General features: G+C 36.8%; 20 protein-coding genes and 3 pseudogenes. 8 read left to right on the top strand and 15 right to left on the bottom strand.

The window, feature by feature from the left end:
• The 4 genes and pseudogenes from GA0116959_RS14355 to GA0116959_RS10570 all read left to right on the top strand — a co-directional run.
• A pseudogene (locus GA0116959_RS14355) lies at nucleotides 1–95 on the top strand (FAD-dependent oxidoreductase); the annotation flags it as partial.
• Between the two features lie 202 nt (nucleotides 96–297).
• The gene (locus GA0116959_RS10580) at nucleotides 298–642 is read left to right on the top strand and encodes a hypothetical protein (protein ID WP_053578106.1); all 345 of its coding nucleotides are present in this window, start codon (nucleotides 298–300) and stop codon (nucleotides 640–642) included.
• Between the two features lie 116 nt (nucleotides 643–758).
• Nucleotides 759–1,451, top strand: coding sequence for a VIT1/CCC1 transporter family protein (locus tag GA0116959_RS10575; RefSeq protein WP_092720656.1), 693 nt, complete (start codon nucleotides 759–761; stop codon nucleotides 1,449–1,451).
• A gap of 140 nt (nucleotides 1,452–1,591) precedes the next feature.
• Nucleotides 1,592–2,803 (top strand): YeeE/YedE family protein, encoded by a 1,212-nt coding sequence (locus GA0116959_RS10570; protein ID WP_092720655.1) that lies wholly within the window; start codon nucleotides 1,592–1,594, stop codon nucleotides 2,801–2,803.
• A 56-nt stretch (nucleotides 2,804–2,859) separates the two neighbouring features.
• Here the strand turns inward: GA0116959_RS10570 and GA0116959_RS10565 are convergent, their stop codons facing one another.
• From GA0116959_RS10565 to GA0116959_RS10555, 3 genes are all read right to left on the bottom strand, one after another.
• Nucleotides 2,860–3,357, bottom strand: a complete 498-nt coding sequence (locus GA0116959_RS10565) for a hypothetical protein (RefSeq protein ID WP_244878591.1) — start codon at nucleotides 3,355–3,357, stop codon at nucleotides 2,860–2,862.
• An 81-nt stretch (nucleotides 3,358–3,438) separates the two neighbouring features.
• Entirely contained in the window at nucleotides 3,439–4,218 is a 780-nt protein-coding gene (locus GA0116959_RS10560; protein WP_053578110.1) for a TIGR03915 family putative DNA repair protein, read from the bottom strand.
• Complete coding sequence (locus tag GA0116959_RS10555) at nucleotides 4,218–5,477, bottom strand: putative DNA modification/repair radical SAM protein (RefSeq protein WP_092720653.1); 1,260 nt, start codon at nucleotides 5,475–5,477, stop codon at nucleotides 4,218–4,220. Before GA0116959_RS10555 ends, GA0116959_RS10560 begins: the two co-directional genes overlap by 1 nt.
• 203 nt (nucleotides 5,478–5,680) lie before the next feature.
• On the opposite strand from GA0116959_RS10555, the gene GA0116959_RS10550 reads away from it, so the two are divergent.
• Complete coding sequence (locus tag GA0116959_RS10550; protein WP_092720652.1) at nucleotides 5,681–6,724, top strand: NAD(P)H-dependent flavin oxidoreductase; 1,044 nt, start codon at nucleotides 5,681–5,683, stop codon at nucleotides 6,722–6,724.
• A gap of 243 nt (nucleotides 6,725–6,967) precedes the next feature.
• On the opposite strand, the gene dusB is transcribed toward GA0116959_RS10550, so the two are convergent.
• Complete coding sequence (gene dusB / locus GA0116959_RS10545; protein ID WP_053580219.1) at nucleotides 6,968–7,984, bottom strand: tRNA dihydrouridine synthase DusB; 1,017 nt, start codon at nucleotides 7,982–7,984, stop codon at nucleotides 6,968–6,970.
• 129 nt (nucleotides 7,985–8,113) lie between these two features.
• Between dusB and GA0116959_RS14520 the strand changes: the two are divergent.
• Nucleotides 8,114–8,447, top strand: a pseudogene (locus GA0116959_RS14520) (tyrosine-type recombinase/integrase); the annotation flags it as partial.
• 226 nt (nucleotides 8,448–8,673) lie between these two features.
• Here GA0116959_RS14520 and GA0116959_RS10535 read toward each other — a convergent pair.
• The 9 genes from GA0116959_RS10535 to GA0116959_RS10505 all read right to left on the bottom strand — a co-directional run bounded on the left by GA0116959_RS10535 (nucleotide 8,674) and on the right by GA0116959_RS10505 (nucleotide 12,987).
• Nucleotides 8,674–8,871 carry a hypothetical protein gene (locus GA0116959_RS10535; RefSeq protein WP_053578114.1) on the bottom strand — a complete coding sequence of 66 codons (198 nt, stop codon included), beginning with the start codon at nucleotides 8,869–8,871 and terminating at the stop codon, nucleotides 8,674–8,676.
• Complete coding sequence (locus GA0116959_RS10530; RefSeq protein WP_053578115.1) at nucleotides 8,868–9,113, bottom strand: hypothetical protein; 246 nt, start codon at nucleotides 9,111–9,113, stop codon at nucleotides 8,868–8,870. The genes GA0116959_RS10535 and GA0116959_RS10530 overlap by 4 nt, the downstream gene beginning before the upstream one ends.
• Nucleotides 9,114–9,186: 73 nt before the next feature.
• Nucleotides 9,187–9,339, bottom strand: coding sequence for a hypothetical protein (locus GA0116959_RS14285; RefSeq protein ID WP_171256907.1), 153 nt, complete (start codon nucleotides 9,337–9,339; stop codon nucleotides 9,187–9,189).
• A gap of 245 nt (nucleotides 9,340–9,584) precedes the next feature.
• Entirely contained in the window at nucleotides 9,585–9,737 is a 153-nt protein-coding gene (locus GA0116959_RS14280) for a hypothetical protein (protein WP_171250302.1), read from the bottom strand.
• Nucleotides 9,738–9,929: 192 nt separating this feature from the next.
• On the bottom strand, nucleotides 9,930–10,196 hold the full coding sequence (locus GA0116959_RS10525; RefSeq protein WP_092720650.1) for a hypothetical protein: 267 nt from the start codon (nucleotides 10,194–10,196) through the stop codon (nucleotides 9,930–9,932).
• 234 nt (nucleotides 10,197–10,430) lie between these two features.
• A complete protein-coding gene (gene arsH / locus GA0116959_RS10520; protein WP_092720649.1) occupies nucleotides 10,431–11,135 on the bottom strand; it encodes an arsenical resistance protein ArsH in 705 nt (234 codons plus the stop codon).
• Between the two features lie 4 nt (nucleotides 11,136–11,139).
• Nucleotides 11,140–12,180, bottom strand: coding sequence for an ACR3 family arsenite efflux transporter (gene arsB, locus GA0116959_RS10515; protein WP_092720648.1), 1,041 nt, complete (start codon nucleotides 12,178–12,180; stop codon nucleotides 11,140–11,142).
• Nucleotides 12,181–12,184: 4 nt separating this feature from the next.
• The gene (locus tag GA0116959_RS10510) at nucleotides 12,185–12,658 is read right to left on the bottom strand and encodes an arsenate reductase ArsC (protein WP_092720647.1); all 474 of its coding nucleotides are present in this window, start codon (nucleotides 12,656–12,658) and stop codon (nucleotides 12,185–12,187) included.
• Between the two features lie 5 nt (nucleotides 12,659–12,663).
• On the bottom strand, nucleotides 12,664–12,987 hold the full coding sequence (locus GA0116959_RS10505; protein ID WP_092720663.1) for a metalloregulator ArsR/SmtB family transcription factor: 324 nt from the start codon (nucleotides 12,985–12,987) through the stop codon (nucleotides 12,664–12,666).
• Between the two features lie 85 nt (nucleotides 12,988–13,072).
• Here GA0116959_RS10505 and arsC point away from each other — a divergent pair.
• A pseudogene (gene arsC, locus GA0116959_RS10500) lies at nucleotides 13,073–13,432 on the top strand (arsenate reductase (glutaredoxin)); the annotation flags it as partial.
• A gap of 166 nt (nucleotides 13,433–13,598) precedes the next feature.
• On the opposite strand, the gene GA0116959_RS10495 reads toward arsC, so the two are convergent.
• The gene (locus GA0116959_RS10495) at nucleotides 13,599–13,889 is read right to left on the bottom strand and encodes a hypothetical protein (RefSeq protein ID WP_053578121.1); all 291 of its coding nucleotides are present in this window, start codon (nucleotides 13,887–13,889) and stop codon (nucleotides 13,599–13,601) included.
• Between the two features lie 298 nt (nucleotides 13,890–14,187).
• Here GA0116959_RS10495 and GA0116959_RS10490 point away from each other — a divergent pair, with 298 nt between their 5' ends.
• Nucleotides 14,188–14,376: a hypothetical protein gene (locus GA0116959_RS10490; protein WP_092720646.1), complete on the top strand. Its 189-nt coding sequence runs from the start codon at nucleotides 14,188–14,190 to the stop codon at nucleotides 14,374–14,376.
• A 395-nt stretch (nucleotides 14,377–14,771) separates the two neighbouring features.
• On the opposite strand, the gene GA0116959_RS10485 is transcribed toward GA0116959_RS10490, so the two are convergent.
• The gene (locus tag GA0116959_RS10485; RefSeq protein WP_092720645.1) at nucleotides 14,772–15,089 is read right to left on the bottom strand and encodes a hypothetical protein; all 318 of its coding nucleotides are present in this window, start codon (nucleotides 15,087–15,089) and stop codon (nucleotides 14,772–14,774) included.
• Nucleotides 15,090–15,371 lie beyond the last annotated feature (282 nt).

Genomic DNA, 15,371 nt, shown 5'->3' with positions numbered 1-15,371 from the left:
CGACTGTACCGTATAAGCAGATTATTATTTCGACAGGTGAAGGTGCGAAGGCTGCATTATCTGCCTTTGATTATTTGATCCGCGCTGAGGGGTAAGCAACTACCTATTATTTAATTAATGCTGCATAAACAAAGAAAGGCTTGTATAGATAGAACGATATAAGCCTTTTTTTTCACTAGACTTTTTGAACTAAAATTACATTTTATCTACAATTTTTGATCTTGATTGTAAAGAGTTTTCGATTATATTCGCTTTATCCCATTTATGCGGATACAACAATTAAAAGGAAATATGAGAATGAATAAATTACTTGTTGCTTTAGGTCTTGCTGCTACCGTTGCTTTGGTTGGGTGTAATAAAGACAAAGCCCCTGAAACAGGTGCAACTACAGGTGAACATCTTGAAAATGCTGCAAATCAAGCAGGTCATGATATTTCTGATGCAACTGCAAATGCGGCAAATGAAACAGCAACAGCTGTAGATAATGCAGCAGATGCCACTGCTGCTGCGGCAAATAATGCTGCTGATCACGCTGAAGCTGCAGCACATGATGCCAAAGAAGCTGCTAAAGACGCGACTGCTGCAACTGCTGGTGCAGTAGAAAATGGAGCGGCAAATGTGAAAAAAGAAGCTCAACAATAATTTTGATCACTTAATCATAAAAAAGCCCCTGTTCAGGGGCTTTTTTATGATGCTTAAATTCGATGGATTTTTTAAATTCTTTGAGTAAAATCGACTGAATAACAGAGTATATTCTTATGTCATATTCCCATCACGAAGAAAAACATTTTATTCACCGTACAGGATGGCTAAGGGCCGCAGTGCTGGGTGCAAATGATGGAATTATTTCTGTGACCAGTTTAATTATGGGTATGGCAGCAAGTGGAGCTTCATCACAGACTCTACTGATTACCTGTATTGCAGGGCTTATTTCTGGTGCAAGCTCAATGGCAGCGGGTGAATATATTTCAGTTAAATCTCAAGTTGATATTGAGCATGCGGATTTAAAATTTGAAGCAAATGAATTAGAGCAGAATCCACATTTAGAATTGAAAGAATTGACCCATATTTATGTGCTACGTGGCCTCACTCCAGATTTGGCGAAGGAAGTGGCAACTCAATTAACCGCTAAAAATGCTTTAGATGCTCACGCGAGAGACGAAATTGGTATTCATGAAAATACCTCGGCCAATCCAATTCAAGCTGCAGGTTCATCAGCACTGGCATTTTCACTGGGTGCGCTCTTTCCAATGTTTTCTATTTTAATTAGTCCAGATGACTATATTTCTACCGTGGTCATGATCGTGGGCATTTTATCATTAGCAGGTTTGGGAATGTTATCTAGCTATTTTGCAGGGACTTCAATATTGAAAGGAAGCTTAAGAGTCACGGTTTGGGGTATTATCGCCATGACCTTTTCGGCCTGGATTGGTTCACTCTTTAATCTTTAATTGATTCAATCAATCTATTTTACTGATATATAAAATCAGTTATTCTCAACAATAAAACAGATCATCGGTCTATTAAAGTCATAATATAGGTGAATAATCCATTAAAATATGGTTATTCATTTATTTAGTTTTCTACTCCCATGTCTGTGATTGCTGCAAAATCCCATCGATCTAATCGATCCATTTGGGTGGCTCTTTTTCTTTTGTTAATAGGCACTTTAGGTGCTTATCAAATGGTCAGCCTTAATCAAGCATTGCTATTTCTCATTGGCGGTGCGTTAGGAATGACGCTATATCATGCCTCTTTCGGATTTACGTCTAGCTGGCGCGTTTTTATTAAAGAACGTCGCGGTCGTGGCTTACGTGCCCAAATGATCATGTTGAGTTTAGCAGTATTATTGTTCTTCCCTGCTTTAGGTGCAGGCGAACTGTTTGGCAATCCTGTCAAAGGTAATGTTAGTCCAGTCTCTATGTCAGTGATGATTGGTGCTTTTATCTTTGGCATAGGCATGCAATTGGGAGGTGGTTGTGCTTCAGGTACGCTTTACACCGTAGGCGGTGGTAGCGCGCGCATGATTGTAACTTTGATTTTCTTTTGTCTGGGCTCTTTAATTGCGACCAGCCATTTGGACTGGTGGTTTAATCTGCCCCACCTTGCGCCTATTTCTATAGTATCTAGTCTAGGGGTTATTCCAGCCTTAGTGCTTAGTTTTGTACTGTTTAGTTTAATTGCTTTAGCGACCATGTTTTTTGAGAAAAAACGTCATGGTTCACTTGAAGTCGAACCTATTGCAGAAACTCAAGGTTTCAAACGCTTTTTACGTGGTCCATGGCCACTGATTTGGGGCGGAATTATTTTAACCTTATTAAATTTCGCAACTTTGGCTTTAGCCGGCCGACCATGGGGAGTGACTTCAGCACTTGCCGTTTGGGCAGCAAAATCTGCAAGTTTGGTGGGTGTCGATGTCGCTTCTTGGGCCTATTGGCAACAACCTAGTAACGCTAAAGCCTTAGCTGAGTCACTCTGGTTCGATATCACCTCTATGATGAATTTCGGTATTATGCTGGGTGCTTTACTGGCAGCTAGTCTTGCAGGTAAATTTGCACCGAATTTGAATATTCCAAAACGTTCAATAATTGCTGCTGTTGTTGGTGGACTATTACTGGGTTACGGCGCACGTTTGGCATACGGTTGTAATATTGGTGCATATTTCAGTGGTATCGCGTCGGGCAGTTTACATGGTTGGTTATGGCTCATTTTTGCGTTTATTGGTAATGGAATTGGCGTCAAACTCCGTCCAATGTTCTTCCCTAACGAACGTCCTCAACCTGAGAAATTAACAGGCTGTTAAGTCTGATTTTCAAAATAAAAAGCCCATCCAATGATGGGCTTTTATGAACTAGCCTATTAATTTTCTTGTAAAGCTTGTTTCAAATTACAGCCGAAGCCCATAATTTCTTGTGCCTGACGATAATGGGTATAACGGTTTAAAATAAAATCGTAAAACTGATCTGCACTGCTAAAATCTTTGATCAAGTCTTGGTTTTTTATCTTTGGCCATTGCGTCTGTGACAATAAACTTATATTTTGATGACCTAAATAATACATCTGCACAAAATAGTCATTCATCATTTTACAATACGCTTGCTTGACTGGTTTTAATGACGTACGACTTACCGCATGTAAATCTAAAGTTTGAAGCTGTTGAACATCAAATATGGACTGATCTGAGAAAGCAATCGCGTTATTTTTCTTAAAATTCTGATAATCGCGTGATAATTGCTGATTTAAAGTTTCAAATCGCTGTTCTAACTGCACCACATTTTCAACTTTATAATCCTCAGGATGAATCTGTATTTTATTTTGTTCTGAGGATGAACACGCTGAAAGAATCAAACTTGACATAAAAGTCGCTAAAATGAACGGCTTTATCATACATACCCTATCTGTCACACTAAACTACCTTAGTATGCCTGAATTTTTTTCCTAAATTGACTTCTCATTCATATAGCGCCAATAACGCTTCGGTACGTATTGAATATGCAGCTTCATATTTTGGCGTGCTTCAATATTGACACTACGGAAATAATCTTTCCACAGTTGATCATAGAGTAATTCTTGTTCATCTAGTTTTACAGTAAAAGATTGGCTAAAACCGCTAGCTAACTTGGTATCCACCTCAGTAGCATTCATTTCAATTTGATGGATTTTTTGTAAATCATAATAAATTCCATATTTACGCTTTTCATCATAAATTAACCATCTTTGATCTTGATAGCGTGCTTTAAAATGCCGCTCAATTAATGGCAAAACATTAAAATCTGGTCGAACCAAACTTAGAAACAAACCATTCTGGCATTTTTTAAAGCGAACAAACGCTTCCATACGATGTTTTTCACGCCCGACTTGCTTGGCCCACTGCGCCAAGGCCAACACATCAGGATGACCATAATTTTCATCAACTTTATAGGCGTGCTGAAAAATGTATAGACAATAGTTAAATAGATGCTGATAAGCATTTTGATTTTCTGAAAGAAAAGTAGAGTAAAAATTACGCTGGCTCTGAGCAGAGGTTTTTTGCTTAAGCCCTTGCCAAACACGCTGGGCGTGCTCATCGTTTGAAGACACTTGGATAAAATCATCAAATAGACCATTTTGGGCATGCACATCACTAGTAATGGTCGCTTGAAAATCCTGAAATTGAAATGCACGAAATACGCAACTTAATAAGCCTGTCATACTGCCATCAAAACAATAGATCACCATCAGAAACCAAAACCCAATTGCGGAGAAAGTTGCTGAGTATATTTTGACTGCCCCGACTGTAAAATTTGATGACGGATTTGGCTCGGTAATTGATCCTTAATAAATTTTGGCGTGTCAGCACATCGAATAAAATGCTGCGCACGATTATATGCCACACCAATACGTTTTAATTGATCGATATGGATTTTTCCGAATCGTCGTGCCTGTACAATTTTTTTCGCAGATCGCACACCAATTCCAGGCACACGTAAAATCATTCGATAATCGGCACTGTTTAAATCTATTGGAAATTGCTCTGGATGACGCAGCGCCCAACTCAATTTAGGATCTACATCTAAATCTAAATTGGGATGCTTTTCATCGACCAATTCTGTTGCATCAAAACCATAGAAACGCATCAGCCAGTCACTTTGATACAACCGGTTTTCTCTCAATAACGGCGGTGCAGATCCAACTGCGGGTAAGGCTTTTTCTTCTTCATTAATTGGGATATAGCCTGAGTAATACACCCGTTTCAGATTAAATTCTTTATAATGACGAGCTGCCATTAAAATAATATCTTGATCAGTCTCACTGTGTGCCCCAACCACCATTTGTGTGGTCTGCCCTGCTGGAACGAATTTAGGGACGGAACGGATCAGCTTGCGCTCATCTTTGAATTGGATTAAACGATCGCGCACAATTCCTAAGTCTTTTTGTACTTCTGCATGACTTTTTTCAGGCGCAAACTTTTGTAATCCTGCTTCAGTCGGCATTTCTAAATTAATACTCATACGGTCTACATATAAACCCGCTTCAGTAATCATTTCTTGTGAAGCACCTGGTATGGTTTTTAGGTGAATATAGCCATTAAAATTTTCTTCTAGGCGTAATTTTTTTACCACTTGCAACATACGTTCCATGGTGAAATCTGCTGATTTAAAAATACCAGAACTTAAAAATAAGCCTTCAATATAATTACGTCGATAGAAATTCATGGTTAAATCGACCACTTCTTGTACAGTAAAAGCCGCTCGTTTTACGTCGTTGGAACGTCTAGAGACACAATAAGAACAGTCAAAAATACAGACATTCGAAAGTAGAATTTTTAATAAGGATACACAGCGGCCATCTTCCGTATAGCTGTGACAAATACCTGATCCTGTATTGCCCAAGCCTTTGTCTTTATTTTTTCGGTTGCTACCACTGGATGAGCACGATACATCATACTTGGCAGCATCGGCTAAAATTTGCAGTTTTTCACGGATACGTTCAGACATGAGTCAGTCACACTCATCAATAAAAAATACAGTATAAATTTTAATGCAGCGTTGAAGTGTTCACTCATCTATTCTGCGACAGAGAATGACGTTGTATTTTTTATTTCATGCTGAAAACATCCTTTTATTTCCTATTAAAATGACGAATATTATTTGCTTAATGTTTAAGGCTTGGGCAAAGTAATATCCATGAGGAGAGCCCTATGACTTTATTAGAAAGACTTGAGATTAAACATCCTATTTTGCTTGCTCCAATGGCAGGTGTTTCCACACCGAAGCTTGCGGCTGAAGTGTCTAATCAAGGAGGTTTAGGTTCACTTGGGCTGGGGGCCAATACTGTTGAAGATGCACGTCAACAAATTTTAGCCACACAAGCGCTAACTTATCGACCTTTTCAAGTCAATTTCTTTTGCCATCAAAGCTTGCCATTAGATCCTCAAGTTTCAGCACAGTGGATTCAGTATTTGACCCCATATTTTGAGAAATATCACGCTACTGTACCCACTGAATTAAAGTGTATCTATCCCAGTTTTTTAGATCATGACGATTACTTACAACTCGTTTTGGAAACACGTCCGAAAGCTGTCAGTTTTCATTTTGGTATTCCACACTCTCACCAAATTCAAGCTTTAAAAGCTGCTGATATTATTACTCTGGCTTCCGCTACTAATCTGGCGGAAGCACTTGCAATTGAAGCCGCAGGGATTGATATCATCATTGCTCAAGGCATTGAAGCGGGTGGTCACCGTGGTATTTTTAACAATCATTTCGATAGTGCAGTCAAAACATCAGATTTAATTCAATTGTTCAAACAATATTGCCATCTGCCGATTATCGCAGCGGGTGGAATCATGAATGGGCAGCATGCACAAGCGCTAATCAATTTAGGTGCAGAAGCCGTTCAACTTGGAACAGCTTTTGTGCAATGTAAAAGTTCAAACGCCAATGCAGCCTATCGAAAAGCCTTGTTTAACAAACCGATTACTCAAGTGAGTGCAAGCATTTCAGGTCGTCCTGCACGTGGTTTAATTAATCATTGGCACACTCAAGTCGACCGACCAGAACGACCTGAAGTGGCGACTTATCCTTACTGTTATGATTTGGGCAAACAATTGAATAATGCAGCAATAGCACAAGGTGATGATGGTTTTGGTGCATTTTGGGCGGGAAGCAATGTGGCACACATTCGCGAAATGGAAGCTGCTGACTTAATTAATCAACTGGTATTAGAAATGAGCCAAACTTAAGCTCATACTCGTTCCAATCGAAGTTGTTCGTTATTTAAAAAGATAAAAAGAGGTATTGATAGTGAATAGAGGATTTAAAAAATAGATTTATCAAATTTAATGAAAATAACAGTAGAACACATCTAGGACGGGTATCTTTTATAACTGTCCCGATGGAGTCTTGAAATATGATCATTTAAAATTTTTAAATTGAAAAAAGAATTGAATAGGTTATGCAGCATTTTAATGAAAGATTAAAACTCATTAAGTTTCGAGTAAATTAACCTGTTCGACCTGTACATCACTCATAATGTCGCCATACATCAGCAGTTGATTAAAATAATCTTCAACCACCTTAAACTGTGCATTCGTACTTTCCACTTTATACATGTTTTGACGAAACTCATTGCTTGAACGTAAGCCTTTGGTATACCACGCAATATGTTTTCGTGAAATTCGACAACCCGAATATTCGCCATAAAATGTGTAGAGTTCTGATAAATGTCCTAACAGCACATCTTTTACTTCCTGAATATTGGGTGCAGCCAAATGCTGCCCTGTCTCCAAGTAGTGAGAAATTTCACGAAAAATCCAAGGACGACCTTGGGCAGCACGACCAATCATGATGCCATCTGCACCTGTATAGTCCAGTACATATTTAGCTTTCTCAGGGCTATCAATATCACCATTGGCAATCACTGGAATGCTGAGCATTTGCTTCACGTCTCTAATCAGACTATAGCGTGCAGTATTTAAATACATATCTTCACGGGTACGGCCGTGTAGAGCCAATGCAGCGATGCCTGCATCCTCAGCACGTTGAGCAACACGTAAAATATTTTCATCACCATTTAAATACCCCAAACGGGTTTTTAAGGTGACGGGAACATCGACTGCAGCCACGACAGTATCTAAAATACGCGCCACCAAATCTTCATCTTTTAACAGTGCAGAACCAGCTAATTTATTACAAACTTTTCGGGCTGGACACCCCATATTAATATCGACAATTTGTGCTCCATTTGCCACTTGATAGCGCGCAGCTTCTGCAAGATCGAGCGGGTCTGATCCTGCAATTTGTGCAGAAATAGGGGCAATTTCACCATCAAAATTGGCACGATATAAACTTTTTTTGCTCATACGTAACGTTTGGTCTGAAGTCATCATTTCACTGACGGCATGTCCTGCACCAAAATATTTACATAATGAGCGAAATGGACGGTCCGTAACGCCTGCCATCGGAGCGACCCAAATCTTGTTACCTATTGGTTTATCAAACAATTCTTTAATTACATTGTTTTGACTCAATTTCTTTAACCTCGTTCAACTTCTTTGAATCGCCTCTTATTGACTTCTAGTACCCTATTATTACACCCTGTTTGCACCATGAAAATTCAAGATGCAAATGATATGAGTACGGTTACTAAACACCAATTAAAAGATGGAACTATACGTTATCGTACTCAGGTGCGTGTTCAGCGAGAAGGTTATCCAGATTCTAAGGTGTCAAAACTTCAACAAAAAATTACGAGCAAACGAATTCGTTAAGCGTACTGAAGCTGAAATTGAATTAAATCCAGATAAGATGCTTAATCTTAAAGAAGAAATTAAGCAGGCGACATTAGCTGAATGTATTAAATGATACCCTGATGAGGTGGATAGTTTTGCGTGAACAAAAACTGGGGCACTCAATCACATCGCTAGTTTAGAGATTTCAGAGAAAAATATCTATTCATTAACACGATAAGATTTTTCAGACCTTAGTGATCGATAAAAAGATAATCCATTGAAAAGAACAGAGAAACAAAAATTTTATATTTTAAAAATTAAAATCACTTATGCTCAAGATCATTTTTATTTTGTTCATGATCTTGAATCAACATATCTTCTCGATATTTCTGATTCATTGTTAAGTAAAATTCAGTTAGATTCATGAGAACCTCCCCCAAAGAACACTAAATTAATTTCTTTTATTTAGTGTCTATTTTCCAAACCCAAAATTCATCATCTATACAGACACGATTAGCGTCCAACAACTTTAACTCTTTTCCACAATCATTCGTAATATTTATAAAATTTCCATTTTCATCATAATTAGCCCAAGCTCCTTTTTGATTATTTGGATCAGTGAGTTTATAAAATGTAACTAGAACTTGAGGATGTATCATATTAGCTCCCCACCTTTATCAAAATTTATTTGAAAATTATTATATTCATCTATATAAAACACTTCATTTGTGGAAGGCAGAATCCATTGAGATGTTCCAAATATTCTGGTTAATTTCTCTTGTAGTTGGTTGTATACATTAATTAAATTACAATTATTGTCATATTCACCAATGTACATAACCTTGGGCAACAATCTAAACTCTTCAAACATTTTATGTACTTGTATAAGTTTTCTGTTCATTCTAAATCACCATATAATTAAAGGAACCTAAGCCCCTTTAATTTTTATATATTAGATAAAATAAACTTTATTGTTATTTTTTATCTGAATCTTTTTGCTCAGATTCTTTTTGTGTATTTTGTTGATTATCTTGATTTGGCTTTTGTTGATCAGGTTGTTGTGGCTGCTGCTGCTGTTGAGATTGATTCTCTTGACCTGAATCAGGTTGTTGTTGAGACTGAGTCATAACGGTATTCCTTTTTTGTCATCAAGATTGATGACAAACTCAGCATGGACTTATAACCACCCATTAGATACAGTTATGATGTATCTAAATATATTATGAGTGAAAATAAAATCAAATTCTAATATTAAATAGATCGTTGACTGAAGTAAAAAATATATTGATTTACTCTCGATACAAGACAAATCTTAAAATCAACAATAAAAAAACCTCAAGCCAAAACTTGAGGTTTTTTTTAATAGTCAGGATTACTTCTGTTGTTTCTGCGGGTTTTCAGGTTGTTCGTTTGGTTGTTTTTTTTGATCAGATTGTTGTTGCTGGTGTTTCTGATCATTTTGTTGGTTTGGTTGTTTCTGAGAATCAGATTGCTGATTCTGTTGGTTCGGTTGTTGATTAGCCATTTCGATTTCCATCCTTTGATCTTTGATTTTAATACATGCTATAGACATAGCAGGCTTATCAATCTACACCCTTGTATTTATAATTCTCCATTTTAGGTGTATCCAGTTGCGTCTATGTAAGTTGGATAAATATAAACACTTGATCCCTATCAAAACTATTTAGATTAAGTTAACAATTATTACCTAAAACCCTCATTTAAGAGCATCTTCTTGATGCTCAAAATATGTTTTACAGCCTTCTAGAAAATCTTTATTAATATTAATTTCAGAATCATCCTCACACTGACCCACTGATTTCAATCGATTGTCTTGTGCATAACGATAACCATTATATTGCTCTGTGCCCTGCTTATAACCGCCCATTTCCTCTACTCTCATCGCTTGCTGAAAATAAATAAAAGCTGCTATACCGAGTACGGCTAACACGGCATTAACGATTTTAAATTGTTTTGAGATCATAATTTTATACTGTAGTTTTTAGCGTGATGTTACACCCAAACTTAATGCTATATTATTTTTGTTGAGATAAGTTGGATATATCAGCCATTAATCAACGATCAAGCTAGATGTTAAATTTAATTAAAGAAAATTACTTCAACATCAATAAGTATTATCCGTTAAATTCCACATTTTAGCTAAAACACTGAATAAAAATGATTTGGTATAAGGTGTATTATGTTAATTTTAGAAAAACTAAATACTCTTTTGATTTACACGTTTCGATAGCTCTTCTGCACTTTCAACTCGCTCAGAATAACGATCAGTTAAATAATCTGATTGTCCTCTAGTTAACAGCGTAAATTTATACAGCTCTTCCATCACATCCACAATTCTTGTGTAGTAAGAAGATGGCTTCATACGTCCATCTTCCTCAAACTCTAGAAATGCTTTGGGAATAGAAGATTGGTTGGGAATGGTGATCATGCGCATCCAACGACCTAAAATACGCATCTGGTTTAAGCTATTAAATGACTGCGAGCCACCACTGACCTGCATCAAGGCCAAAGTCTTTCCTTGAGTTGCACGAATTGCACCACCCGCCAATGGTATCCAGTCAATTTGCGATTTAAAAATAGAACTCATGGAGCCATGACGCTCAGGCGAGCACCACACCATTCCTTCTGCCCAAGCGAGTAAATCATGCAACTCTTTGACTTTAGGATGTTCAGTATCCGCATCTTCAGGCAAAGGTAATCCCTTTGGATGGAAGATTTTTACTTCAGCGCCAAAATATTCCAAGATACGTCCTGCTTCCATCACCGCAAGTCTACTGTATGAGCGCTCTCGGTTTGAACCGTAAAGCAATAAAATACGTGGTGCATGATCAAGCACTTTGGCTTGAACTTTGTCTAGAGTTGGTGGTTCAAGAAGATTTAAATCTATATTTGGGAGAATCATAGCGTTATATCTCTTTAAAAACTTTTTTTCGAAGCCAGAGTGACACACTTACTAAAGCAATGAGTACGGGAACTTCAACCAGTGGCCCAATGACCGTTGTAAAAGCAACAGGTGATGCTAATCCAAAGGTTGCAATAGCAACGGCTAAAGCCAATTCAAAATTATTCCCTGCCGCAGTAAATGATATGGCAGCAGTTTTAGGATAATCATTTCCCATCCATTTACTCATAAAGAAGCTAATAAAAAACATCAGCACAAAGTAAATGGTCAAAGGAATGGCAATTCTGAGTACATCGAGTGGCAAACTGACCACTTCACCACCTTTCAGGCTAAACATAGCCACGATGGTAAATAACAGGGCAAGTAGACTTAGTGGGCTAATTTTAGGAATAAATTTGCTTTGATACCAAAGCAACCCTTTTTGTTTCACAAGAATAAACCGAGTTAAAAAACCCATTAAAAAGGGAATCCCTAAATAAATCAAAACTGCATGGGTAATGGTCCAAAAGCTGACATTAATAACTTGTGCTTCTACACCAAAATAAGGCGGTAAAAAGGTCAAAAATAGCCAAGCATAGGTACTAAAGAATAGGATTTGGAAAATACTGTTAAATGCGACTAAACCTGCAACATACTGATTATCACCACAGGCCAAACCATTCCAGACCAAGACCATGGCAATACATCGAGCCAATCCAATCAGAATGACACCGGTCATATATTCAGGATAGGACTGTAAAAAAATGATGGCTAAAGCAAACATTAAACAAGGCGCAATGAGCCAGTTTTGCACCAAGGATAAGGTGAGCGTTCGTTTATCCTTAAAAACTTGTGGCAATGTTGCATAGTCCACCTTGGCCAGTGGTGGATACATCATCAAAATCAAACCAATGGCAATTGGGATATTGACTGAATCAATGCTCATTTTGTCCAAGGCAACCGATGCTTGGGGAAAGAACACCCCAATCCCCACACCGAATGCCATTGCAATGAAAATCCATAGGGTTAGGTTTTTATCTAAAAATGACATTTTAGAAGCAGACATAATCTTACTCAATATTTGAAATTTTATTGATTTCTGCAATCAACTCAGAACGAGAAAGTATGTTTACATCCAATGCAAATAAAGCATCCAAACGTTTATTAATATGATCAACCGTGACTAAAAAAGCGTTGAGCTTTTCTTCTTCAGGCAGATCTAAGTGAGATGGATCAGACAAGCCCCAATGTGCCTTAATCGCACCCCCCAAATAAAGTGGGCAAGCTTCTTGAGCTGCCGAATCACACACAGTAATGACCACATCAGGTTGATACTGTTCACAGTCATCAATGGTCTTACTCGATAAGCCATCGGTAGATAAACGTAAGTTCTGCAAAGTTTCTATGGTGAGTGGGTGAACCTGACCTGACGGTTGACTACCAGCGCTGTAAGCTTTCCAGCCTTCAGGCGCACGGCTATTGAATAACACTTCTGAAAGAATGCTACGACAACTGTTACCCGTACATAAAAATAAAAATTTCATCAGTATTACTCGCAATGCACTGAAATTGAAGAATGAACAAGAGGATTGTTCATGATGTCGTCATTTTGATTTGAGATAATGTTTAAAACCTCATTTGCCCATTCAGGCAGATTGGGATTCAAACGGTAATACACCCATTGCCCTTGTCTTTGATCAAGCAGAATAGAAAGATTTCGAAGTAAGGCCAAATGACGAGAAATCTTCGGTTGGCTAAGTTGCAACTGTTCTGTCAGTTCACATACGCAAACATTTTGTTTGGCCATCACTAACTTTAAAATGTCTAAACGCGTTGCGTCAGAAAGACACTTAAAGAAATCGGTTTGATTCATTTTCTTATAACCCACTATATTCACCATTGCGAATATACGCATAACCATATATAAATGCAATATTGTTTTTGCACTGAGAAAAGTCATGTCACAAAAGATTAAAATTTATCACAATCCTGCTTGTGGAACTTCTAGAAATACGCTCGAACTTATCCGAAATACAGGGCAAGAACCTAAAGTGATTGAATATTTGAAAACGCCACCAAATAAAGCAGAATTAATGACTTTAATTGAAAAATCAGGGCTTTCTGTGCGTGAAGCCATGCGTAAAAATGTTGAACCTTATGAGAAACTGGAATTAGCACAAGAACATTGGAGTGATGATCAGTTGATTAGTTTTATGCTTGAATATCCGATTTTAATCAATCGCCCATTTGTAGTGACGGATCTTGGTATTAAATTATGTAGACCATCTGAGTTAGTACTGGATCTATTATCTGCTCCTTAACTCAATACATTTATCAACTAAAGCGTGTTTGTTCTAATTGCTCCTGATCATCTTTCTCACCCAGCTCAGTGCATGCTTTAGTTTGAATTGAACGTTTCTTGGTTTTCCAAAAAAATTTTCGTCGATAAATAACACCACAAAACAACCTCCCGAAGAAGGCTTATCATAAAATATCGTTTGTTCTCATATTTTTTAGCTTTTTAAGCAACCAGTTTAAAAATGCTCTCTTTTCTCCAAACCTAGGAGCATCTCCAGCATTAAAACCAATGTAATTCCCATTAAAATGAAACTTAAACTTATAAGGCTTTTCAGCTAAAAAGCCATGCTCACCCTGTGTATGCAGTTCTTGTAGAAGTCTTTCAATTTTATCAAACTGTTGTCTTGAAGAAAATGATTCATCTTCTTTTAAAAAGTTATAAATTTGTTCTATTGATTCTGCGGTATTGGTATTCATTGTAATTTCACCTTGAAACCCATGAAGTGAATATAAGTAACATATATATTTTGGGTGTCTACATCGCTTGTATCAGTTATGTATCGAGACGATATAAATTAAATATACTGATTACTTAAATAATGATACAGATCAATCTAGCACAGATATTTTTAAAAAACTTTGAAATATAAATAAGATATAAACATTTAAATTCTACATATATCTACACTTGCATCTCTAAATCATCCCATTGTAAATGCTTTTAATAGGTCATCCTACACAGGTCGAATCTTCGGCAATAAGAATTGAGAAAATTATGTTCGTTCATACAAATACTACTAAAAAAGCTTCTTTTATTCAGTTTTCAACTCACGCAACTACAAATAATCCTACTCCACATTCAAATGATCAACCTCAAAAGCCTGCTCAAGATGAGAAAGCACCTATTAAAGAGCAAGATGATCAAAAACAAGATTTAGACAAAAAAGAGCCTGTAAGTAAATAATTTTTGATTAAAAAAAGCCCATCTTGTTAGATGGTCTTTTCTTCATTTATTCTATTTGTTATGTCTGATCGTATTTCATTTAACTGCATGCATGCAGCACCGTATATAATTTTTAATGCGCTCTTTAAGCACAATTATGTTCTCATCCATTTAGAATGTTTTAAATCCGAACGACTTGAATCTTGGTATATCTTAAGTTGATCACAATAAAATTGTAAAACTTTTTTAGCTTATACATAAGCTGTCATAAGATCATGAATAAAAAAGGAAAACCGCTCCAACATGCAAATTGATTGGGTTTTTATGTATTGTAATATGATAAGTAAATCTCATCTAAAACTTAGCAAAATGATCATGATTTACCCATAAAAAAACCACCTAAAAAGTGGTTTTAATTAATCAAAATCGTAACCGAGAATATCCGAGTTAAACCAATACTCATTCATTTTTTTCTGAATTAATGCTTTTTCTAATCCCTTAAGAACGTAAAAAAATTTCATCTCTCCGCTCTTTTTAAGAATCATTAAGTTATATCTATCAGTATCTTTCGAAACTGGAATATTAATAGTATTTTCAAATCCACCACTTATGAACTTAAGTTGAGATGGCTTTCCACACCTCACCTCCCATTTCAAATCTCTGGAACAAGGATCTACGGCCACACTTACTCTAGATTTTCCAGATTCTATCCCCCCTATAAATCCAATTCTCATAAAATTCTCTATTTTTATTTAGAAGGTTACAGCTATAGCAGTTTATTACACCTAATACCATGTGCATTCATAGATGCGACATCTTTCTTAAATGCTTAGCCTATTTTTTTAATTGATGAATCTTCTTATCAACCAGCATCACTTCAATAAGTAACATCAATCTACGTAATAATGTTTACCATTTCATGATTTCAGCTTGGTATTTTTCAATATTGCGTTTTACTTGTACTGTGTCCTTACTAACACAAATAAGAAAAAAAACTTGCTACATTTATGGTCGGG

Origin of the sequence: Acinetobacter albensis (assembly GCF_900095025.1) — a bacterium.
Classification (GTDB): domain Bacteria; phylum Pseudomonadota; class Gammaproteobacteria; order Pseudomonadales; family Moraxellaceae; genus Acinetobacter; species Acinetobacter albensis.
Note: the sequence above shows the minus strand (reverse complement) of the source record. Positions and strands in the feature narration are given on the sequence as shown.